The following is a 19,471-nucleotide window of genomic DNA, read 5'->3' as shown; positions in this document are numbered from 1 at the left end:
TATGAGCATGATTGATAACGCAGTAAAAAGCAGCTTAAGTGGCCGTATTCCGGTTATTATTTTTGTGTTGTCGATTTTGTTTGGCTTATTTGCTTTACAACAAACAGCGCGAGAAGAAGAACCACAAATAGTGGTGCCTATGCTCGATATATACGTATCGGCGCCCAACGTAGAAGCTCCAGAGGTAGCCAGATTGGTTACCCAGCCACTTGAAAAGCTACTTGCCCAACTTGGCGGTGTGGAACATATTTATTCCACTACACAAACGAATGCCGCAGTGGTTACACTTCGCTTTGAGGTTGGCCATGACCGCGAACAAGCTATTTTAGATACCTATGCAAAACTTAACAGTTATCAACATACTATGGCTTCTGTTATCAAAAGTTGGCAAATACGGCCCGTTGAAGTGGATGATGTACCTATTGTTATGCTGGGGCTATACAGTAAAGACCCACAACTTTATGGTGATTACGAGTTAACCCGCTTTGCTAACGAAATAGCCAACAGTTTACAGCGTATTGAACACACCAGTGAAGTAAAAGTCATTGCTGGTCGTAAACGAACCCTCACCATTAATTTAAATGCCAGCGCATTGGCTGCCCACCAAACAACCGTAAATGACGTTTTTTATGCATTAAGCGTGTCTAATCAACTAACGCAAGTAGGCAGTGTGGTTGATGGTCAGCAGCAAATTGAATTGCAAGCAGGTGATGTTCTACGAAGTCAATCTGCTGTAGAGCAGCTGGTAGTGAATGTTGTTAATGGCAAAAGTGTTTACTTGCTTGATGTTGCAAACGTTATTGATGGCCCAAGTGAAGCTAAGCATTACCAATGGCTTGCTCAATCGGCAAACCAGCAGCATTTACCAATGGTAACACTAAGCGTTGCAAAACAAACCGGCACGAACGCTGTTGCCGTCGCCAACGATGTTCATCAAATGATGACGCAGCTAACACGCACGCTATTACCCACTGAGGTGAGCTATGCGGTATTAAGAGATTATGGCCAAACTGCCGATGAAAAAGTAAATAACCTCACTTCAAGTTTAGTCTTTGCGGTCTTTACTGTGGTGATATTTGTGGGGGTGTTTTTAGGTTGGCGTCCGGCGGTTGTGGTTGGGCTGGCGGTTCCTATTTGTTATGGCATTACACTCTCATTAGATTTTGCATTTGGTTACACCATTAACCGGGTGACCTTATTTGCGCTTATTTTATCTTTGGGTTTACTGGTAGATGACCCAATCACAGGTATTGATAATATTAGCCGCTTTTTGAATAAAAAAGGCGATAAAAAACAGCAGATTGTTGGTGCAATGAGCGAAATTCGAAATGCCTTACTTATGTCGACACTCACTATAATGGTGGCGTTTATTCCACTGGCGTTTATCACCGGAATGATGGGGCCGTACATGGCACCTATGGCATTTAATGTGCCGGTTAGCGTGATGGTTTCTACCATTGTTGCATTTTTTGTAACCCCTTGGCTTGCGATGAAGTTACTCAAGCCTGATAACGAACAACCCTCCGAGCTTGCTCCTAAAATTGGTGCATATCAAAGAATATTAAGCCCATTATTGGCTTCTAAGGGGCGAGCTAAACTTGTTTTGTGGCTAACCCTAGCATTATTTATTATTAGCGCCATGTTACCCGTGATGCGTTTGGTGCCTTTAAAGCTACTCCCTTTTGATAATAAAAATGAGCTGCAAGTGCTGATAGATATGCCAGAGGGGACTAATCTGGAGCACACAGTTGCATTTACTAAACAAATCCAAACACTCACATGGCAATTAAACGAAGTAAGTGAAATAGCGGCCTATGTTGGTCAACCTTCAAGTATGGACTTTAACGGTATGGTGCGCGGCTATTATCGCCGTGAGGCAGCGAATCTCGCCGAGCTGAGAGTATTGTTAGTGGATAAGTCTGAGCGCGATCATCAATCTCATGGAGTGGTTATGCGCCTTCGCGAACAGCTCGCGATGCTAGCAACCGATGGCATTGTAATAAAAGTGGTTGAAGTACCTCCAGGGCCGCCGGTACTGAGTACCTTAGTTGCTGAGGTTTACCGAGATGCTTTTGTTGATGAGCAAACACATTCTCAAGCTGCCTTGCAGTTAGCTGCGCGTTTACAACAAGAGCCTCATGTAGTTGAAGTCGATACCTCAATGGTGGCACCCTCGCCATTACAGCGCTTTGTTACCAATAAAACCAAGGCCGCACTTAGTGCGGTTTCAACTCAAAATATTGCACAAACACTCAGTATTGCCTCTCAAGGTGAAAACGTAGGTGTACTTTATGTGAGCAATGAAACAGAGCCCGTTGATATTAAATTACAGCTACCGTACAGCGAGCGAAATCAGCTTTCGCAATTACTTGCACTTCAGGTAAGGGGCGACAGAGATTTAGCTAAAACCAGTAACGAGTTTGGTTTAAGCAGTGCGCCAAGGCCGTTAGTATCGCTTTCAGAACTCGGTGAATTTACACAACATCATGTTGCTAAAACGATTGTTCGTAAAGATCAGCGCGACGTGATTTATGTTATGGCTGAGCTTAATGGGCGCACACCAGCGGAAGTGATTGCTGATGTGAATGTTGATTTAAATGTATCAAACGATGAGTTTGTTAAAACATCGTGGGTAGGTCGTCACTTTTTTAATAATGGCGGAACAGCCCCATGGCAACTACCACAAGGAACCCATGTCAGCTTTAGCGGCGAGGGGGAATGGCGCATAACCATTGATGTATTTAGAGATATGGGCATTGCCTTTGCGTTTGCGCTCAGTGCTATATTTATAATTTTACGGGTACAAACACAGTCGGCGAGTTTATCGCTGATTATCATGTCAGCTATTCCGTTAACAGTAATAGGCATAATGCCAGGTTTTTGGCTGTTAAATCAGTTTGGTGAGCGCTCTATAGCTGGAGCCCCAGAGCCGGTATTATTTACTGCCACAGCGATGATAGGCATGATTGCCCTTGCAGGTATCGTGGTGCGTAACTCACTTATTTTGGTTGAGTTTATTAATCAAGCTCGCGGCCAAGGCATGGCAATTAAAGAGGCGCTTGTTGCAGCGGGTACGGTGCGAATGCGCCCTGTGCTCCTAACCGCAGGTACCACTTTATTAGGTAACTTAGTGATCACACTCGATCCGGTATTTAGCGGGCTCGCGATTGCGATTATTTTTGGCATTGTGGCGTCTACATTATTTTCATTATTTGTAGTACCGCTTGTTTATTATTTAGTGTTTGCAAGCACAGAGGATAAAGCGCATGCAGGGTAAATCAAAATTTATAGGCACATTGGCCGCGTTATTTGTCATTATTATGGCTGTGCTTTATATGGCGGGCAGCTTTTCTGACAAGCAAACTGCAGGCTTAAAAGAATCACAAATAACGAACTATCAAGGTGAGCGAGTAACGGTAACGCTGCAAAGTATTGCAGGCACTGAGCAGGTACCAGGTAGTGTAATAGCAAAACAAAATACGCAAATTTCATCGCATGTTATGGCGCAAGTTGAGCAGTTAAAAGTACGTGCTGGCGATAAAGTCGCTAAGGGCGATTTACTTATTATGCTCAAGCAAGATGATTTTAAGGCGGCATTAGCGCAAAGCAGTGCAAATATTAATGCGGTGCAAGCGTCGTTAACGCAAGCTAAAAAGCAACTAGCCAGAATGATTGATCTAAATGCGCAAGGATTAGTATCTGTTAGTGAATTAGATGACGCCAAAGCAAAGTTTGAAAACTTAACCGCTAATTTAGCGGTTGCTAAGCAACAGCAAACGCAAGCTCAGGTATCGCTTAATTATACGCGCATTACTGCCCCTATTTCGGGCGTGGTCGTTGAGCGCCTAACTGAACCTGGCGATACTGCAACACCCGGTAAACCGCTGATTACTTTGTATAACCCATTACAGTTACAGCTTGAATTTAATGTACGTGAACAACAAGCAGTAAAATTAAGAGTCGGGGACAGTTTAAATGTGGTATTACCTTCTCTAGATATAACAACACCCGCAACGGTGAGCGAAATTGTACCAGTGGCAGATAACGCGGCGCGCAGCTTGCTTATTCGTTTAGAAGCCGATGCGCAACTTGGTTTAATGCCAGGCCTTTATGCTCAACTACAGTTACCAATAAAAAGTACCCAAGGTGTATTAATTGATCCACGTTGGGTGCATGAGTTTGGTCAGCTCAATATGGTGTATGTACTTGAAAACGAAACGCTGGTTAAACGTTTCGTGCGTTTAGGCAGTATTATAAATAACCAGCAACACGTAATAGCAGGCCTAAAAGAGGGTGATGTACTTGCTGTTGATTACATGCCAAGTCAAAGCGATTAAATAAAACTCGCAATTTCATCAATCGACTTTTTATCTAGGGCGTGCAGCGGCACTGTTGCATGCTCATCTGGGTAACCAGTAATAAGTAACATATAAGGGCGTTCGTTGTCTTTATCACGTCCACAAATATCGGTTAGAAAACTCATCGGTTTTGGTGTGTGGGTAAGTGTTGCAAGGCCTGCGTGGTGCAAGGCTTGAATTAAAAAGCCAGTGGCAAGGCCTACCGATTCATGCACATAGTAATTCGTGTTTTTATCGTCCGTATTTACACCCCCCTTTTTTTGACTAAACACCGCGATTAACCATGGCGCGTGCTCTAAATAGGGTTTGTTAGCATCGGTGCCTAAGGGTTTTAGTGCATCTAACCATTCTTCACCCGCTCTGCCTTCATAAAAAGAGCGTTCTAATTTCTCGGCTGCTTCACGAATTTTCTTTTTAACATCACTGCTATTAATGGCTACAAAATGCCAAGGCTGGTGGTTTGCACCACTAGGTGCTGTACCTGCTGCTTTAATGCAGGTTTCGATGATTTCTTTTGGCACCTGGCGGTTACTAAAGCTGCGAATACTATGACGGCGCTGGCTCGTTTGTAAAAACTCATTCGCACGCGTCAGCATTTCCTCTGGCGGGTATTCTATAAAATCGGCTAATAGTTGGCTTTTATGATTTTGCATGGCTGTTCGCTTCTTATTTTTAGAGTGTTTGGTTTAAAAGAGCAGCAAAGGCTTTATCTGCTAAGGTTTATAAAACCCGCGCTACGCATAAAATATTTATATCATATTATAAGGCTTAGCCAATAGATAAGAGCCTTGATTGAACCTATTAGGTATTTGTTAACGAGGTGTTTTGCAATCTAATTAGAATAGTAACGGTGAATTAAAACGAGAAAGGGCCTTTCGGCCCTTAGTGTTGCAGCAAGTAACACATTCTTTTTATAGGTTAAAGTCGACAGCGTAGGCTACATAAGCTTTAACATCTGAGCCGTCCATGTCGTTATCAGATAGGCCAAAGGTAAAACCATCTTTAGACACTGATACACCATAATCAATAATATTGTCATCACCGATGAAATCGCCTGAGTAATGCCCTATGTGTAGCGCCATTTCAGTGCCATTGCTACCAACAGCGAAGCTGTATTCGGCGTTTAAATACAGTGAATCACCAAAATCAGTACCGTCACCATTGGCAGCAGATGTTGCAAGTACGGCTGCACCAAATGTAAAACCTTGCACACTAATGCTACCGTAAACTTCTGAAAAATCAGCATCTGCACCTGATGCCGCATCTGGGTAAGCGTAATAAATATAACCTACGTCATAACTTACGTTTTCATTAATAGCGCCGCCAAAACCGGCGTATAAATCTAGTTCGTAGGTCATTTCATCGGCCCAAGACGCATTTGACGCCCAGGTACCCGCATAAAAGCCAGATTCATTAGCGTAATCAATACCACCAGATACAGCTGCATCGCCCCCAGTTTGCTCTTGTCCGCGCCATAAGTAGTTAGAAGTAGCTGCTGCATTGGCTGTTACTTCGGCAAAGGCCGTTGTTGATGCCATTCCTGTTAATGCCAATGCACTGATGAGTATTGTTTTTTGTAGTTTTAGCATGTTTCATTTCCCATTGTATGATTTTGCACGCCAAGGTTTTTATTATAAACGACTACAACCTTTTGAATGGCGGCGTATTATTAGGTTACTGCAGGGGGAATTGCACTGTATGTGCCAGCTTCCATTTATTTAATAAAAAATAAATTTTATATTATAAAACAAAGTGTTGAAATTATGCGCAAAGACGCTTTGTGAAAAGTATGTAAGGAAAGAACACACTGCTGGTGCAAAAAAAAGCCTGGCTGCACCATTAGAGCGCTACCAGGCTACCTATATTAGGATCTATTGACCTTTGAAAATTTAACCTTGAAAGGTCTACAGACCCTAACGTTAAGCTAGTTTATTAAAGCTAATTGCGTTTGATATACGTTTTAACCAAAAATGGTACGCATAAGTGTAATTGTTTCGTTTACACCACGGCCTTTTTGTACTTCGCTAATAATAGAGTCACGTTTAGCACGAATATGCTCTGGGATGTCATCAGCAGCAAGTGCGCGGTCCACTAATATTTCAGCCGATTCTTTGCCGCGGCGTGGCGCTTTACTGCTGCTCGAAGTGCTACGTGTAGGTTTATTTAGTAGCTTAATGTAGTTAGAGTTATCTGCAGTATTCGTATCTGCGTAATAAAAAAAGCAAGGTATTAGCGCTTTTATATCCACTAACTTAGTTTCTAGTTCATTACCTGCATTGGCCATTTTAAACCAAGACATAGCATGAATCGCTTGCACAATATCTTGCCAATAGCGTGCAAAATCACGATTGTTTAATTTGGTTATCGCTAACGCTGCACATAAGGCATCTAAGCGTGAGTTGTTTAGCGGTGTAAATACATCAGGGCGACGCATTGCCAATAAACGAGTTGCCGGTGCTAAAGTTGGCTTTTCATTGTTGTCAGTAAAAGCGTGTACGTATTTGAGTACAAACTCTTGGTAATCAGCTTCTGTTACTTCGCCTTCAAGAGGGATGTGTGCTAATGCTTCATCAAATAAAGCGGGAAGGTCAGCAAGCATTTGATGGAAAGCCTTGGCGCTCTTTGTTGAACTAAACCATTCAACATCAAAGTTATAGCTGCTTGGATCAAGCGATGAAGTATGTTTACCAGTAAAGGTTAATAAATCTTCAGGGATCATTTCTTTCAATGATTGCTCACGAATACCTGCAATATACTGAGTCAGGCGCAATTGCTCATCAAGCGCTAATACGTCTTTGTGCTGCTCAATAAATACACTGACGACTGGCCAAGGCGCGACACGTAGTGTTTTTAACTGCAAAAAGCTAATTGCTGAAATTAATAAATCATGAAGTTTCTTTAAAGTTGGTAACTGATTGGTTTCAAGTAAATCATGATTGATACGGTCACGGCTAGCATGTAGTAATTCGTAACACCAACCTAAGAAGTCTTCAGGATGATTTTCTATTTTCACCGCCATCAGATTTAAGCTGATCTCAGAAGCCTGTTTTAAAATATTTTGATAAATCTGGCCTTCTTGTTCGCCTAATGCCATTTGTGAAGGTGAAATGAGCAGTTTTTTCATGCCTGATGGTACTCCGGTTAGATACATTTTTCATGTTGTTCAATTTTAGCGCAAAACGCCCTAAAACAACAGGGCTGTGCATCATACCGAAGAATAGAAGGGATGCAATCAAGATAGTTCTGAAAATCTCAAGATTGCATCATTGCTGTATTAATCGTGCTCATCGAGTATAAATAGACTCTCAACCGAGGTATTAAAGTGCAGTGCTATTTTCAACGCAATGATCACCGACGGTGTAAAGCGCGATGTTTCGACCGTACTAATGGTTTTGCGCGAAACATTAATCGCATCGGCTAGTTCTTGCTGCGATAGCCCCGCGGCTTTGCGAAATTCTGCTATATGGTTTTGCACATTAACTCCTAATCACGACTTTGCCAAAGGATGGAAATACCGTACACCAAACTCATAACAGCTAAGTAAAAAGTAGCCATCATACTATGCGATACTTGTAACGCGAGACTGTCAGAGCATAAATATATTGTGCCCATGCTAAATAACAGTGCTAGTACAACATGTTTATAGGCAATCGTATCTATGGTGTTTAAATACTCATCTTTATAAGTCAGGCGGTAACTTAATTTCCATGTAAAACCGCCTCTGATCACAAACATAAAGAATGAGCCAAGAAAAGCTGCACTTCCTAAAAACAACAACGGTACTGATGTGTGATTAAGTATGGGGTAACCACTGATAATTAGTAAAGTTACACCCATGAATATGGAAAACCATGCGTTTTGCGCCATAAATTTTTCTTCGGTTTTAATATCTTGTTGTTTCATAATATCCATCCTGTGAAAGTTTTAATTTGTGTTTTTGTAACCTACAGGTATCAATGTAACCTTGAGGTATCATTTGGTCAAGTTATTTTTGTAACCTAAAGGTATCAAAATGTTTCAAGGTGAATTTATATTGCAGGTGTAACAGCGAGGAAATGGCTTTTTTATAGCTATAGCAATGATTTTAATGCTAACTCCCGCTATGATAAGAACATTATTTGCACGTTTGAAAGGATGATCATGAAGACCTTATTTAAAATTATTGGTGTCATATTATTGCTATGCATAGCGTTAATTGTTGCTGCACCATTTTTAATTCCTACCGATACCATTTTTAATAAAGTGTCTGAGCAGGTAGAAAAAACAACTGGTCGTACATTAACGATAAAGGGAGATAAAACCCTCAGTGTATTCCCTGCATTAAAATTAGAGCTTAATGATGTGCATTTTGCCAATATGTCCAGTGGCTCTCGCGCTGATATGGCAAGTATGCAGCAACTTGCCGTTCATATTCCTTGGCTTTCATTACTCGGTGGCGAGCTAAAGCTAGAAAAGTTTGTCATTAATGAGCCTGATATTTTGCTAGAAACCGATAAAAGCGGCAGAGCAAACTGGCAGTTATTTGATGCAGTGGCTAAACAGCCAGAGCAGCAAACTCAATCGGGTGAGCCAGTCAAACTACCTGAAAACTTTGATATTCAATTAGGTGAAGTCGCTATTTATGGCGGGTCGTTTACTTATTTAAATGGTCAAACGGGTGCTAAACAGCAAATTAGCGATTTAGAACTGGCTATATTATTGCCTTCACTGCGTAAACAGCTCGAAGTCAAAGGGGCTATTACTTACATGCAAGAGCGCTTTGAGCTTGATGTAAAACTCGATACACCAGCAAAAGCTATTGAAGGCGCCACATTTAATGTAAAGCAAACGCTTAACTCACGTTTAGTCGATTTAACGTTTGATGGCAGCATAGCCAAACCAGGCAAAGATATTAAAGGACTTTTAACGCTTAATGGTGATTCGGTTAAAAATATTGCTAACTGGCAGGGGGTTGACTTAAACGCTAAAGAGAATGCGTTTAATGCCTTTAGCATCAATGCCGAAATGCACTTGCTTGGTGAAGAGTTTATTCTAACAGAATTAGTTGCAACACTCGACGCACTTAAGATTAAAGGTAAAAGTAAGTTGAATTTAGGCAGTCGTTTAGCGGTTAATGCAGATATTGACCTAGGGATGCTTGATTTAAATCCTTACTTACCAGAAACCGTAGCTAAAAAAGAAGCCCCAGTAAAAGACGAGTCCAAGCCTGCAGAACCGATTGTATGGGATGATACTCAAATTGATTTAAGTGGCTTAAGTGCATTAGATGCAAATGTGATTGTTCGTTCAAGTGGTTTAAAAGCGAACGATATTAAACTCGGCGCTAACCAGTTTACTGTGGTACTAAAAAATAGCATTGCTAAATTAAGTTTAGACAGCTTTGCTGCTTATGAAGGAACAGGTAAAGGACTGGTTACTATCAATGCCCAAAATACCCCTTATAAAATAGCGACCAACTTCGACTTAGATAAAATAGAGGCACAACCATTACTTACTGATGCCGCCGGTTTTGATAAATTAATGGGAAAAGGCTCTTTAAACTGGAATTTAACTACAGCAGGGCAAAGCCAAAAAACGTTTATTAACGCGCTTAATGGCAAACTAGGGTTCAAGTTCGCTGATGGTGCAGTTAAAGGAGCAAACGTAGCAGAAATGGTACGTAAGGGGAAAGAGCTAGTTAAAGGTAACTTTAATGCCGCGTCTGAAGGATTAGATACAGGATTTGAAGAATCTGAAAAAACAGACTTCTCTGCACTTTCAGGTAGTTTTAACTTTACCAACGGCGTAGGTAAAAACACTGACTTATCGTTGATCAGCCCTTTAATACGCATATCAGGTGAAGGAGACGTTGATTTACCGCAAACGCTCGTTAACTATCGACTAGTAACAGGCGTCGTGGACTCTATTGAAGGTCAAGGTACTACCGATGACAGCACCGGTTTTAAAGTACCTTTGCGCATAAAAGGCCCGTTTCATGACGTAAATATAAAGCTTGATGTAAGCGATGCTTTAAAAGATGAAGCCAAGCAAAAGCTTGATGATGCAAAAGACAAAGCTAAAGATAAAATTAAAGATAAATTGAAAGGACTATTTGGTTAATTTTAATTTTAGATACAAACAAGGCACCGGCAAGGTGCCTTGTTTGTTTTATAACCACCTGTAATTTAGATAAATAGCATAAAAAACCTCGTTTTAATTTAGCATCCCTATTAAATTAATTAAAAAATAACCTACCACTCCCCCCCCAATGCTGATACAATTGCCCGCCCTTAAGAGACATCTAGTATGTTTTTTGAGTGGAATTCAATCGAAATGTCTTGATTTTAAACAAATTTAAGACAAGTTGTAATTACTACACCGGAGGTCATTAACATGATCCAAATGCAAACTCAGCTGGAAGTTGCTGATAACAGCGGCGCTCGCAAAGTGCAGTGTATAAAAGTCCTTGGTGGTTCACACCGTCGCTATGCAGCGATTGGCGATATCATTAAAGTTTCTGTAAAAGAAGCGATTCCTCGCGGTAAAGTGAAGAAAGGTGATGTTAAAAACGCGGTAGTTGTGCGTACCAAAAAAGGCGTTCGTCGTCCAGACGGTTCATTGATCCGTTTCGACAGCAATGCGGCTGTTATCTTAAATGATAACTTGCAGCCTATTGGTACTCGTATTTTCGGCCCTGTGACTCGCGAACTTCGTAATGAAAAGTTCATGAAAATCGTTTCACTAGCCCCAGAAGTACTGTAAGGAGTCTATCATGGCAGCAAAAATCCGTCGTGATGACGAAGTAATCGTACTAGCAGGTAAAGACAAAGGTAAGCGCGGCAAAGTGCTTTCAGTTGTAACCGAGTCTGGTCGAGTATTTGTCGAAGGCATTAACTTAATCAAGAAACACCAAAAGCCGGTTCCACAGTTGAACCAAGCTGGCGGTATTGTTGAGAAAGAAGCGTCTATCGACGTATCAAACGTTGCGATCTACAACTCGGAAACGAGCAAAGCAGATCGTGTAGGTTTCAAGATTGAAGATGGTAAGAAATTACGTATCTTTAAATCTACTGGTAAAACTATCTAATAGTTGGAGTAGAATGATGGCGAAACTGCATGAAGTATATAAAGACAAAGTAGTTGCTGAACTTCAAGAGAAGTTTGGTTTCAGCTCTGTCATGCAAGTCCCTCAGATCGAAAAGATCACATTAAACATGGGTGTGGGCGAAGCCTTAGCTGACAAGAAGATTTTAGATAACGCTGTTGCGGATCTAGAAGCTATCTCTGGTCAGAAACCTTTAATCACTAAAGCACGCAAATCTGTTGCTGGCTTCAAAGTGCGTGAAGGTTACCCGATTGGTTGTAAAGTAACCCTACGCGGCGAGCGTATGTGGGACTTTTTTGAGCGTTTGGTTTCAATCGCTATCCCACGTATCCGTGACTTCCGTGGTGTGAGTGCTAAGTCTTTTGATGGACGCGGTAACTACAGCATGGGCGTACGTGAACAAATCATCTTCCCAGAAATTGATTATGATAAAGTAGACCGTGTACGCGGTATGGATATCACAATCACTACATCTGCGAAATCAGATGAGGAAGGCCGTGCGTTGTTAGAAGCGTTTAACTTCCCATTCAAGAAATAAGGGTAGGGTTATGGCAAAGAATTCTATGAAAGCGCGCGAAGCAAAGCGCACTAAACTAGTTGCTCAGTACGCTGAAAAGCGTGCAGCACTAAAAGCTATCATCAGTGATGTTAATACATCTGAAGATGATCGTTGGGACGCGGTACTTAAGCTACAAGCTTTACCTCGTGATTCTAGCCCTGCACGTCAACGTAATCGTTGTAACATTACGGGCCGCCCACATGGTTTCCTTCGCAAATTCGGCATGAGCCGTATTAAAGTTCGCGAAGCAGCTATGCGCGGTGAAATTCCTGGCCTTAAAAAGGCTAGCTGGTAATAGAATCATGGGAGTAAGACTATGAGCTTGCAAGATCCTATCGCGGATTTATTTACACGAATCCGTAACGGTCAGTCAGCGAAGAAAGTATCTGTAACGATGCCTAATTCGAAACTGAAAGTAGCAGTAGCTAATGTATTAAAAAATGAAGGTTACATCGCAGACTTCTCAGTAAGTGGTGATGTAAAACCTGAGCTTTCTATCGAGTTAAAGTACTTCGAAGGCAAAGCTGTTATTGAAAATATCCAGCGTGTAAGTCGCCCTGGTCTACGTATCTATAAGAGACGTGACGAATTACCAAAGGTAATGGGTGGTTTAGGTATCGCTATCGTATCAACTTCTAAAGGCCTAATGACAGACCGCGCAGCACGTAGTGCAGGCGTTGGTGGTGAAATCATTGGTTTTGTAGCTTAATCGGAGGGGAACTATGTCTCGCATAGCAAAGGCACCAATAAACGTTCCTGCCGGTGTAGAAGTTACATTAAAAGGCCAGGAAGTCACAGTTAAAGGCAAAAACGGTGAACTTACTCGTACTATCAACGATGCAGTTGAAGTACAAGTTAACGACAACGTTATTACAACTTTACCTCGTGAAGGCGTAGCCAATGCATGGGCACAAGCAGGTACTGCTCGCGCTCTAATCAACAACATGGTTGTTGGTACGCATGAAGGTTACGAGAAGAAACTTCAGTTAGTAGGTGTTGGTTACCGTGCTGCAGCTAAGGGCAAAGTTTTAGACTTAACTCTTGGTTTCTCGCACCCAGTTAATTTCGCAGTTCCTGAAGGAATTACGATTGAAACTCCAAGCCAAACAGAAGTTCTAGTTAAGGGCGTAGATAAGCAGTTAGTTGGTCAAACAGCTGCTAACATTCGTGCATACCGTAAACCTGAGCCTTATAAAGGTAAAGGTGTTCGTTATTCAGATGAGAATGTACGCCGTAAAGAGGCTAAGAAGAAGTAAGGTAAGACGATGGATAAAAAAACAGCTCGTCTACGTCGTGCTAAACGCACTCGTAGAAATTATATTGAACAAGGCACAACGCGTCTTGTTATCCACCGCACGCCACGTCACATTTACGCTCAAGTTGTAAACGCTGAGGGTAATGTACTGGCTGCTGCTTCTACTGTTGAGAAAGCTATTAGCGAAACAGTTAAAGGCACAGGCAACGTTGCAGCTGCACAAGCAGTTGGTAAAGCGGTTGCTGAACGTGCGGCTGACAAAGGCATCGAAAAGATTGCTTTTGATCGCAGTGGCTTTAAATATCACGGCCGTGTGAAGGCGCTAGCTGATGCTGCGCGTGAAGCCGGTTTGCAATTCTAGGAGTAGACAATGGCTAACGTAGAAGCAAAGCAACAACAGCCTGATTTAGCTGAAAAGCTAATCGCGGTGAACCGTGTGTCTAAAGTAGTTAAAGGTGGTCGTATCTTTAGCTTTACTGCACTAACTGTAGTTGGTGATGGCGCAGGTAAAGTAGGTTTCGGTTATGGTAAAGCACGTGAAGTTCCAGCTGCTATTCAAAAAGCAATGGAAAAAGCACGTCGTAACATGATCAACGTAGACCTAAATGGCAACACATTACAGCATCCTGTTAAAGGACGTCATGCTGGCTCACAAGTGTTTATGAAACCAGCATCTGAAGGTACTGGTATCATTGCAGGTGGTGCTATGCGTGCAGTACTTGAAGTGACTGGTGTTCAGAACGTACTTTCTAAATGTTACGGTTCTACTAACCCGATCAACGTTGTACGTGCAACGATCTCAGCTCTTGAGAACATGAATTCTCCTCAGTCGATCGCTGCAAAACGTGGTCTTCGAGTAGATGAGATTTTGGGGTAAACCATGGCTAATAAAACTGTAAAAGTAACACAAGTAAAAAGCTCTATCGGTCGTTTACCGAAGCATAAAGCTACATTACGCGGTCTTGGTTTACGTCGTATCAATCACACTGTTGAGTTAGAAGACACTGCATGTGTACGTGGTATGATTAACCAGGTTTATTACATGGTTAAGGTAGAGGGGTAATTCGATGCATTTGAATACACTTTCACCTGCTGCAGGTTCAAAAACTGCTCCAAAACGTGTTGGTCGTGGTATCGGTTCTGGTCTTGGTAAGACTGGTGGCCGTGGTCACAAAGGTCAAAAATCACGTTCTGGCGGTAAAGTACGCGTTGGTTTCGAAGGCGGTCAAATGCCTATGCAACGTCGTCTACCTAAGTTCGGTTTCACTTCTCGCAAATCATTAGTATCTGCAGAAATTAACCTATACGAAATCGCTAAAGTTGAAGGCGATGTGGTAGACCTAAGCGCGTTACAAGCAGCTGGTCTAGTTAAAAAGAACGTTCAGTTCGTTAAAGTTGTTAAATCTGGCGAAGTTTCACGCGCTGTTACCGTTAAAGGCCTTAAGGCTACTAAAGGTGCACGCGAAGCTATCGAAGCTGCCGGAGGCAAGGTAGAAGACTAAGGAAGTACTAATGGCTAAACCAGGTCAAGATACACAAAGTGCACAAGGTGGACTTTCGGAATTGAAGCGCCGATTACTCTTCGTATTGGGTGCTATCATAATTTACCGTCTAGGTTCATTTGTGCCGATCCCTGGGATTGACGCCGCTGTACTTGCCGATTTCTTCGAGCAACAAAAGGGCACCATTGTTGAGATGTTCAACATGTTTAGCGGTGGTGCGCTTGAGCGAGCTTCAGTGTTAGCACTGGGTATCATGCCGTATATCTCGGCTTCGATTATTACGCAACTATTAACGCATATGTATCCGCCGTTTATAGAGCTTAAGAAAGAAGGTGAGCAAGGGCGTAAAAAGATAAGCCAGTACACACGCTACGGCACGCTTGTGCTTGCTACTATCCAATCAATCGGTATTGCCACAAGCTTACCGGGCATGATGAACGGGTTAGTTGTTAACCCAGGTATGGGATTCTACTTCACCGCTGTGGTGAGTTTAGTAACCGGTACTATGTTCCTTATGTGGTTGGGCGAACAGATAACAGAACGTGGTATCGGTAACGGTATCTCAGTTCTAATATTTGTTGGTATTGTAGCTAACCTGCCGTCTGCTATTGGTTCGACAGCCGAAATGGCGCGCCAAGGTGATTTGAATGTTTTTGTACTGTTGATGGTTGCGGTTATAGTATTCGCTGTTACTTATCTTGTTGTATTCTTTGAACGTGGTCAACGACGTATCGTTGTTAACTACGCGAAACGTCAACAAGGTCGTCAAGTATTTGCTGCTCAAAGCACGCATTTACCTCTGAAAGTAAATATGGCGGGTGTTATTCCACCAATCTTCGCTAGCAGTATAATTCTGTTCCCTGGTACAATTGCAAGCTGGTTCGGCCAGGGTGAAGGTCCGGTTGCTGATGTGCTACAAGCAATTGCTACAACGTTGACTCCAGGTCAGCCTTTGTATGCAATGGTTTTAGCTGCGGCTATCATCTTCTTCTGCTTTTTCTACACAGCGTTGGTTTTTAACCCGCGTGAAACGGCAGACAACCTGAAAAAATCTGGCGCATTTATCCCAGGTATTCGTCCAGGTGAGCAGACATCTAAATACATTGATAAAGTGATGACACGCCTGACATTGGCAGGTGCTTTGTATATAACCTTTATCTGTCTGGTGCCCGAATTCATGACTATGGCATGGCAAACGCCATTCTATTTCGGCGGTACATCAATTTTGATTATCGTTGTAGTAATCATGGACTTTATGGCACAAGTACAGACGCATCTGATGTCACATCAGTATGATTCTGTGCTGAAAAAAGCGAACCTTAAAGGCTACGGTCGATAAGGTCAGTTTACGGAGTTGAGCAATGAAAGTACGTGCTTCCGTTAAGAAAATATGCCGTAACTGTAAAGTTATTAAACGTGCTGGTGTAGTACGCGTAATTTGCAGTGAGCCTAAGCATAAGCAAAGGCAAGGCTAAGTAAACAGTCGTGCAGGCTGAGGTTTCTCGGCCTGTGTTTTTAGTTGTGATTTGGTCTTCGTTTGAGTATCCTTACGGGCTTTTCAAACAGATGATTACCAAATTCAAATATAGGAGATGTGTTAGTGGCCCGTATCGCTGGCATTAACGTCCCTGATCATAAACATGCAGTTATTGGTTTAACAGCTATTTATGGCATAGGTAAGACTCGCTCTAAGGCTATCTTAGAAGCGACTGGTATCGCCGAGACCACAAAAATCGGTGAACTTTCAGACGAAACACTTGACGTATTGCGTGAAGCAGTTGGCAAGTACACTGTAGAAGGTGACCTTCGTCGTGAAGTTACTTTGAATATCAAGCGCCTTATGGACCTTGGTTGTTTCCGTGGCCTACGTCACCGTCGCTCTTTACCACTTCGTGGTCAAAGAACAAAGACTAACGCGCGTACCCGTAAGGGTCCTCGTAAGCCTATTAAGCGATAAGGGGATAGTAAAATGGCTAAGACACCAATTCGTCGTAAAAAGGTTAAAAAGCAAGTTGCTGATGGTATGGCTCATGTTCATGCGTCTTTCAACAACACTATTGTAACGATTACCGACCGTCAAGGTAATGCACTATCATGGGCTACTGCCGGTGGTTCAGGTTTCCGTGGTTCACGTAAATCTACTCCATTTGCTGCTCAGGTTGCTGCAGAGCGTGCAGGTACTGCTGCTCAAGAATACGGTTTAAAAAATCTAGAAGTTTTCATCAAGGGTCCAGGTCCAGGTCGTGAATCTGCTGTACGTGCTTTGAATGCTGCTGGTTACCGTATCACCAACATTACTGACGTGACGCCAATACCACACAATGGTTGTCGTCCACCGAAGAAACGTCGCGTTTAACAATAGGTTAGGAGAAATAACATGGCAAGATATTTGGGCCCTAAGCTCAAGCTGAGTCGTCGTGAAGGTACTGACCTGTTCCTTAAGAGCGGCGTAAGAGCTATCGACTCTAAGTGTAAACTTGAGACTGCACCTGGTCAGCACGGCGCTCGTAAAGGACGCTTATCTGATTACGGTTTACAATTACGTGAAAAGCAAAAAGTACGTCGTATCTACGGTGTATTAGAAAAGCAATTCCGTAACTACTACAAAGAAGCTGCTCGCCTTAAAGGTAATACAGGTGAAAACTTGTTACAGCTTTTAGAGCAACGTTTAGACAATGTTGTATATCGCATGGGTTTTGCTAGCACACGCGCTGAAGCACGTCAGTTAGTAAGCCACAAAGCGATTCTAGTTAATGGTCGTGTTGTGAACATTCCTTCATACGTAATTACTCCAGAAGATACTGTTGTAATTCGTGAGAAGTCTAAGACACAAGCACGTATCATCGCTGCTCTAGAGTTGGCTGAGCAACGTGAAAAGCCGACTTGGGTTGAAGTTGACGGTAAGAAATTGGAAGGTAGCTTCAAGCGCCTACCTGAGCGTTCAGATCTGTCTGCGGACATTAATGAACAACTAATCGTCGAACTTTACTCTAAGTAAAGTTAAGAGTTAAGAGAGGATAAAATGCAGGGTTCTGTTACAGAATTTCTAAAACCAAGGTTAGTCGATATCGACGCTATAAACCCAACGCGTTCTAAAGTAGTTTTAGAACCACTCGAGCGTGGCTTTGGTCACACTTTGGGTAATGCCTTACGCCGTATACTGTTATCATCTATGCCTGGATGTGCAGTAACTGAAGTTGAAATCGACGGTGTATTGCATGAGTACAGCGCGAAAGAAGGCGTACAAGAAGACATCATTGAAATACTACTAAACCTTAAAGGTCTAGCGGTAACGTTAGAAGGCAAAGATGAAGTTTTTCTGACCCTGACTAAATCTGGTGTAGGCCCTGTGACTGCGGCAGATATTCAGCACGATGGCGATGTAACAATTGCTAACCCAGATCATGTTATTTGTAATTTAACTACAAATAACAGCGAGATCAGCATGCGTATTCGTGTTGAGCGTGGTCGTGGTTATGTGCCGGCATCTAGTCGTTTATCCTCTGATGACGATGAGCGTCCAATTGGTCGATTGCTGCTTGATGCATCATTCAGCCCAGTTGAACGTATTGCGTACTCGGTTGAATCAGCCCGTGTTGAGCAACGTACAGACTTAGACAAGTTAATCATTGATATGGAAACAAACGGTACTTTAGATCCTGAAGAAGCGATCCGCCGTGCGTCTACTATCTTAGCTGAGCAACTAGATGCATTCGTAGATTTACGCGATGTAACTGAGCCAGAAGAGAAAGAAGAGAAGCCAGAATTCGATCCTATTCTACTTCGTCCAGTTGATGATCTTGAACTAACAGTACGTTCAGCAAACTGTTTGAAAGCCGAGCAAATTCAATATATCGGTGATTTAGTTCAGCGCACTGAAGTTGAGCTTCTTAAAACGCCTAATTTAGGTAAGAAGTCTCTAACTGAAATAAAAGACGTGCTAGCTTCACGTGGTCTTTCTCTAGGTATGCGCCTAGAAAATTGGCCGCCTGCAAGCCTAGCTGAATAATCTAAATCACTATATTAGTTTAGTTAGAAGGATAGGGTCATGCGCCATCGTAAGAGTGGTCGTCAATTAAACCGTAACAGTAGCCATCGTAAAGCGATGTTCAGCAATATGGCAGGTTCTTTGGTGAAACATGAAATCATCAAAACTACTTTGCCTAAAGCGAAAGAGTTACGCCGTGTAATTGAACCTTTAATCACACTGGCTAAGACTGACAGCGTAGCAAATCGCCGTTTAGCATTTGCCCGCACGCGTGATAATGAAGTAGTTGGTAAATTGTTCAGCGAAATCGGTCCTCGTAATACAGACCGTCCAGGTGGTTACACTCGTATTCTTAAGTGTGGCTTCCGTGCTGGTGATAATGCACCAATGGCTTATATTGAACTAGTTGGTCGCCCAGCGGCGAGCGAAGAAGTTCAAGAAGACGCACAGTCTGCAGAGTAAGTCTTTAAAGAGACACCAAAAAGCCGAGCTTATGCTCGGCTTTTTAATATCTAAAATTTATCACACAGTAATAAGGTCGCGACAAGTCCTCCCCAATTTTTTATCAATAATAAACAACAGCCCCATATCAATAAAGGCAGTCTATTTGCTACTAACAGAAATATAGTTCGCTTATTTAAATACTTTCTTCATGTTACCCCTAACCTATATATTCTATTTAGCTATGATTGGTACAATTAAGCTAATTAACCTGAGCTGCACAT

At 42.3% G+C, this 19,471-nt stretch carries 25 protein-coding genes; 20 read left to right on the top strand and 5 right to left on the bottom strand.

Features of this window, described 5'->3' with window-relative positions; translation table 11 throughout:
• Position 1: 1 nt before the first annotated feature.
• Both CWC14_RS03605 and CWC14_RS03600 read left to right on the top strand, forming a co-directional pair.
• Positions 2-3,277, top strand: coding sequence for an efflux RND transporter permease subunit (locus CWC14_RS03605; RefSeq protein WP_138561330.1), 3,276 nt, complete (start codon positions 2-4; stop codon positions 3,275-3,277).
• Positions 3,267-4,337, top strand: coding sequence for an efflux RND transporter periplasmic adaptor subunit (locus CWC14_RS03600; protein WP_008115415.1), 1,071 nt, complete (start codon positions 3,267-3,269; stop codon positions 4,335-4,337). Before CWC14_RS03605 ends, CWC14_RS03600 begins: the two co-directional genes overlap by 11 nt.
• On the opposite strand, the gene CWC14_RS03595 is transcribed toward CWC14_RS03600, so the two are convergent.
• The 5 genes from CWC14_RS03595 to CWC14_RS03575 all read right to left on the bottom strand — a co-directional run bounded on the left by CWC14_RS03595 (position 4,334) and on the right by CWC14_RS03575 (position 8,261).
• Positions 4,334-5,011, bottom strand: a complete 678-nt coding sequence (locus CWC14_RS03595; RefSeq protein ID WP_138561328.1) for a nitroreductase family protein — start codon at positions 5,009-5,011, stop codon at positions 4,334-4,336. The two genes, CWC14_RS03600 and CWC14_RS03595, sit on opposite strands and share 4 nt — an antisense overlap.
• A gap of 258 nt (positions 5,012-5,269) precedes the next feature.
• Positions 5,270-5,947, bottom strand: a complete 678-nt coding sequence (locus tag CWC14_RS03590; RefSeq protein ID WP_138561326.1) for a TorF family putative porin — start codon at positions 5,945-5,947, stop codon at positions 5,270-5,272.
• 371 nt (positions 5,948-6,318) lie between these two features.
• Positions 6,319-7,482, bottom strand: a complete 1,164-nt coding sequence (locus CWC14_RS03585; protein ID WP_138561324.1) for a hypothetical protein — start codon at positions 7,480-7,482, stop codon at positions 6,319-6,321.
• Positions 7,483-7,632: 150 nt separating this feature from the next.
• Complete coding sequence (locus CWC14_RS03580) at positions 7,633-7,833, bottom strand: helix-turn-helix transcriptional regulator (RefSeq protein WP_016710191.1); 201 nt, start codon at positions 7,831-7,833, stop codon at positions 7,633-7,635.
• An 8-nt stretch (positions 7,834-7,841) separates the two neighbouring features.
• Positions 7,842-8,261 carry a hypothetical protein gene (locus CWC14_RS03575; protein ID WP_016710192.1) on the bottom strand — a complete coding sequence of 140 codons (420 nt, stop codon included), beginning with the start codon at positions 8,259-8,261 and terminating at the stop codon, positions 7,842-7,844.
• Between the two features lie 237 nt (positions 8,262-8,498).
• Between CWC14_RS03575 and CWC14_RS03570 the strand changes: the two genes are divergently transcribed.
• The 18 genes from CWC14_RS03570 to rplQ all read left to right on the top strand — a co-directional run bounded on the left by CWC14_RS03570 (position 8,499) and on the right by rplQ (position 19,208).
• A complete protein-coding gene (locus CWC14_RS03570; RefSeq protein WP_138561322.1) occupies positions 8,499-10,457 on the top strand; it encodes an AsmA family protein in 1,959 nt (652 codons plus the stop codon).
• A 273-nt stretch (positions 10,458-10,730) separates the two neighbouring features.
• A complete protein-coding gene (gene rplN, locus CWC14_RS03565) occupies positions 10,731-11,099 on the top strand; it encodes a 50S ribosomal protein L14 (RefSeq protein ID WP_008115397.1) in 369 nt (122 codons plus the stop codon).
• 10 nt (positions 11,100-11,109) lie between these two features.
• Complete coding sequence (gene rplX / locus CWC14_RS03560; RefSeq protein ID WP_004589210.1) at positions 11,110-11,424, top strand: 50S ribosomal protein L24; 315 nt, start codon at positions 11,110-11,112, stop codon at positions 11,422-11,424.
• 16 nt (positions 11,425-11,440) lie between these two features.
• Positions 11,441-11,980 (top strand): 50S ribosomal protein L5, encoded by a 540-nt coding sequence (gene rplE / locus CWC14_RS03555; protein ID WP_010392500.1) that lies wholly within the window; start codon positions 11,441-11,443, stop codon positions 11,978-11,980.
• Between the two features lie 10 nt (positions 11,981-11,990).
• Complete coding sequence (gene rpsN, locus CWC14_RS03550) at positions 11,991-12,296, top strand: 30S ribosomal protein S14 (protein ID WP_006794245.1); 306 nt, start codon at positions 11,991-11,993, stop codon at positions 12,294-12,296.
• Positions 12,297-12,317: 21 nt separating this feature from the next.
• The gene (gene rpsH, locus CWC14_RS03545; protein ID WP_016899320.1) at positions 12,318-12,710 is read left to right on the top strand and encodes a 30S ribosomal protein S8; all 393 of its coding nucleotides are present in this window, start codon (positions 12,318-12,320) and stop codon (positions 12,708-12,710) included.
• A gap of 13 nt (positions 12,711-12,723) precedes the next feature.
• Positions 12,724-13,257, top strand: a complete 534-nt coding sequence (gene rplF, locus CWC14_RS03540) for a 50S ribosomal protein L6 (protein ID WP_138561320.1) — start codon at positions 12,724-12,726, stop codon at positions 13,255-13,257.
• Positions 13,258-13,266: 9 nt separating this feature from the next.
• Positions 13,267-13,617: a 50S ribosomal protein L18 gene (gene rplR, locus CWC14_RS03535; RefSeq protein WP_008115388.1), complete on the top strand. Its 351-nt coding sequence runs from the start codon at positions 13,267-13,269 to the stop codon at positions 13,615-13,617.
• 9 nt (positions 13,618-13,626) lie between these two features.
• On the top strand, positions 13,627-14,133 hold the full coding sequence (gene rpsE, locus CWC14_RS03530; RefSeq protein ID WP_008115387.1) for a 30S ribosomal protein S5: 507 nt from the start codon (positions 13,627-13,629) through the stop codon (positions 14,131-14,133).
• Positions 14,134-14,136: 3 nt separating this feature from the next.
• Positions 14,137-14,319 carry a 50S ribosomal protein L30 gene (gene rpmD / locus CWC14_RS03525; protein WP_008115384.1) on the top strand — a complete coding sequence of 61 codons (183 nt, stop codon included), beginning with the start codon at positions 14,137-14,139 and terminating at the stop codon, positions 14,317-14,319.
• A gap of 4 nt (positions 14,320-14,323) precedes the next feature.
• Positions 14,324-14,758: a 50S ribosomal protein L15 gene (gene rplO, locus CWC14_RS03520; protein ID WP_013466073.1), complete on the top strand. Its 435-nt coding sequence runs from the start codon at positions 14,324-14,326 to the stop codon at positions 14,756-14,758.
• A gap of 10 nt (positions 14,759-14,768) precedes the next feature.
• Positions 14,769-16,097 (top strand): preprotein translocase subunit SecY, encoded by a 1,329-nt coding sequence (gene secY / locus CWC14_RS03515; protein ID WP_008115380.1) that lies wholly within the window; start codon positions 14,769-14,771, stop codon positions 16,095-16,097.
• Positions 16,098-16,119: 22 nt separating this feature from the next.
• On the top strand, positions 16,120-16,233 hold the full coding sequence (rpmJ, locus tag CWC14_RS03510; protein ID WP_002959476.1) for a 50S ribosomal protein L36: 114 nt from the start codon (positions 16,120-16,122) through the stop codon (positions 16,231-16,233).
• A gap of 125 nt (positions 16,234-16,358) precedes the next feature.
• Positions 16,359-16,715, top strand: coding sequence for a 30S ribosomal protein S13 (rpsM, locus tag CWC14_RS03505; protein WP_008115377.1), 357 nt, complete (start codon positions 16,359-16,361; stop codon positions 16,713-16,715).
• A gap of 12 nt (positions 16,716-16,727) precedes the next feature.
• Entirely contained in the window at positions 16,728-17,114 is a 387-nt protein-coding gene (rpsK, locus tag CWC14_RS03500; protein ID WP_002959471.1) for a 30S ribosomal protein S11, read from the top strand.
• A gap of 21 nt (positions 17,115-17,135) precedes the next feature.
• On the top strand, positions 17,136-17,756 hold the full coding sequence (gene rpsD, locus CWC14_RS03495; RefSeq protein WP_002959461.1) for a 30S ribosomal protein S4: 621 nt from the start codon (positions 17,136-17,138) through the stop codon (positions 17,754-17,756).
• Between the two features lie 24 nt (positions 17,757-17,780).
• Positions 17,781-18,767 (top strand): DNA-directed RNA polymerase subunit alpha, encoded by a 987-nt coding sequence (locus CWC14_RS03490; RefSeq protein WP_008115371.1) that lies wholly within the window; start codon positions 17,781-17,783, stop codon positions 18,765-18,767.
• Positions 18,768-18,806: 39 nt separating this feature from the next.
• The gene (rplQ, locus tag CWC14_RS03485; protein ID WP_013466072.1) at positions 18,807-19,208 is read left to right on the top strand and encodes a 50S ribosomal protein L17; all 402 of its coding nucleotides are present in this window, start codon (positions 18,807-18,809) and stop codon (positions 19,206-19,208) included.
• Positions 19,209-19,471: the final 263 nt, after the last annotated feature.

This window comes from Pseudoalteromonas sp. S3260 (genome assembly GCF_005886925.1).
In the GTDB taxonomy this organism is placed as follows: domain Bacteria; phylum Pseudomonadota; class Gammaproteobacteria; order Enterobacterales; family Alteromonadaceae; genus Pseudoalteromonas; species Pseudoalteromonas tetraodonis.
Note: the sequence above shows the minus strand (reverse complement) of the source record. Positions and strands in the feature narration are given on the sequence as shown.

Coding starts and splice junctions, on each gene's coding strand:
- CWC14_RS03600 (WP_008115415.1), top strand. CDS start 3,267: ATGCAGGGTAAATCAAAATTTATAGGCACATTGGCCGCGTTATTTGTC.
- rpsK (WP_002959471.1), top strand. CDS start 16,728: ATGGCTAAGACACCAATTCGTCGTAAAAAGGTTAAAAAGCAAGTTGCT.
- CWC14_RS03575 (WP_016710192.1), bottom strand. CDS start 8,261: ATGAAACAACAAGATATTAAAACCGAAGAAAAATTTATGGCGCAAAAC.
- rpsD (WP_002959461.1), top strand. CDS start 17,136: ATGGCAAGATATTTGGGCCCTAAGCTCAAGCTGAGTCGTCGTGAAGGT.
- rpsE (WP_008115387.1), top strand. CDS start 13,627: ATGGCTAACGTAGAAGCAAAGCAACAACAGCCTGATTTAGCTGAAAAG.
- CWC14_RS03595 (WP_138561328.1), bottom strand. CDS start 5,011: ATGCAAAATCATAAAAGCCAACTATTAGCCGATTTTATAGAATACCCG.
- rpmD (WP_008115384.1), top strand. CDS start 14,137: ATGGCTAATAAAACTGTAAAAGTAACACAAGTAAAAAGCTCTATCGGT.
- rplO (WP_013466073.1), top strand. CDS start 14,324: ATGCATTTGAATACACTTTCACCTGCTGCAGGTTCAAAAACTGCTCCA.
- secY (WP_008115380.1), top strand. CDS start 14,769: ATGGCTAAACCAGGTCAAGATACACAAAGTGCACAAGGTGGACTTTCG.
- CWC14_RS03490 (WP_008115371.1), top strand. CDS start 17,781: ATGCAGGGTTCTGTTACAGAATTTCTAAAACCAAGGTTAGTCGATATC.
- rplR (WP_008115388.1), top strand. CDS start 13,267: ATGGATAAAAAAACAGCTCGTCTACGTCGTGCTAAACGCACTCGTAGA.
- rpsN (WP_006794245.1), top strand. CDS start 11,991: ATGGCAAAGAATTCTATGAAAGCGCGCGAAGCAAAGCGCACTAAACTA.
- rplQ (WP_013466072.1), top strand. CDS start 18,807: ATGCGCCATCGTAAGAGTGGTCGTCAATTAAACCGTAACAGTAGCCAT.
- rplE (WP_010392500.1), top strand. CDS start 11,441: ATGGCGAAACTGCATGAAGTATATAAAGACAAAGTAGTTGCTGAACTT.
- CWC14_RS03585 (WP_138561324.1), bottom strand. CDS start 7,482: ATGAAAAAACTGCTCATTTCACCTTCACAAATGGCATTAGGCGAACAA.
- rpmJ (WP_002959476.1), top strand. CDS start 16,120: ATGAAAGTACGTGCTTCCGTTAAGAAAATATGCCGTAACTGTAAAGTT.
- rplN (WP_008115397.1), top strand. CDS start 10,731: ATGATCCAAATGCAAACTCAGCTGGAAGTTGCTGATAACAGCGGCGCT.
- CWC14_RS03605 (WP_138561330.1), top strand. CDS start 2: ATGAGCATGATTGATAACGCAGTAAAAAGCAGCTTAAGTGGCCGTATT.
- rplX (WP_004589210.1), top strand. CDS start 11,110: ATGGCAGCAAAAATCCGTCGTGATGACGAAGTAATCGTACTAGCAGGT.
- CWC14_RS03590 (WP_138561326.1), bottom strand. CDS start 5,947: ATGCTAAAACTACAAAAAACAATACTCATCAGTGCATTGGCATTAACA.
- rplF (WP_138561320.1), top strand. CDS start 12,724: ATGTCTCGCATAGCAAAGGCACCAATAAACGTTCCTGCCGGTGTAGAA.
- CWC14_RS03570 (WP_138561322.1), top strand. CDS start 8,499: ATGAAGACCTTATTTAAAATTATTGGTGTCATATTATTGCTATGCATA.
- rpsH (WP_016899320.1), top strand. CDS start 12,318: ATGAGCTTGCAAGATCCTATCGCGGATTTATTTACACGAATCCGTAAC.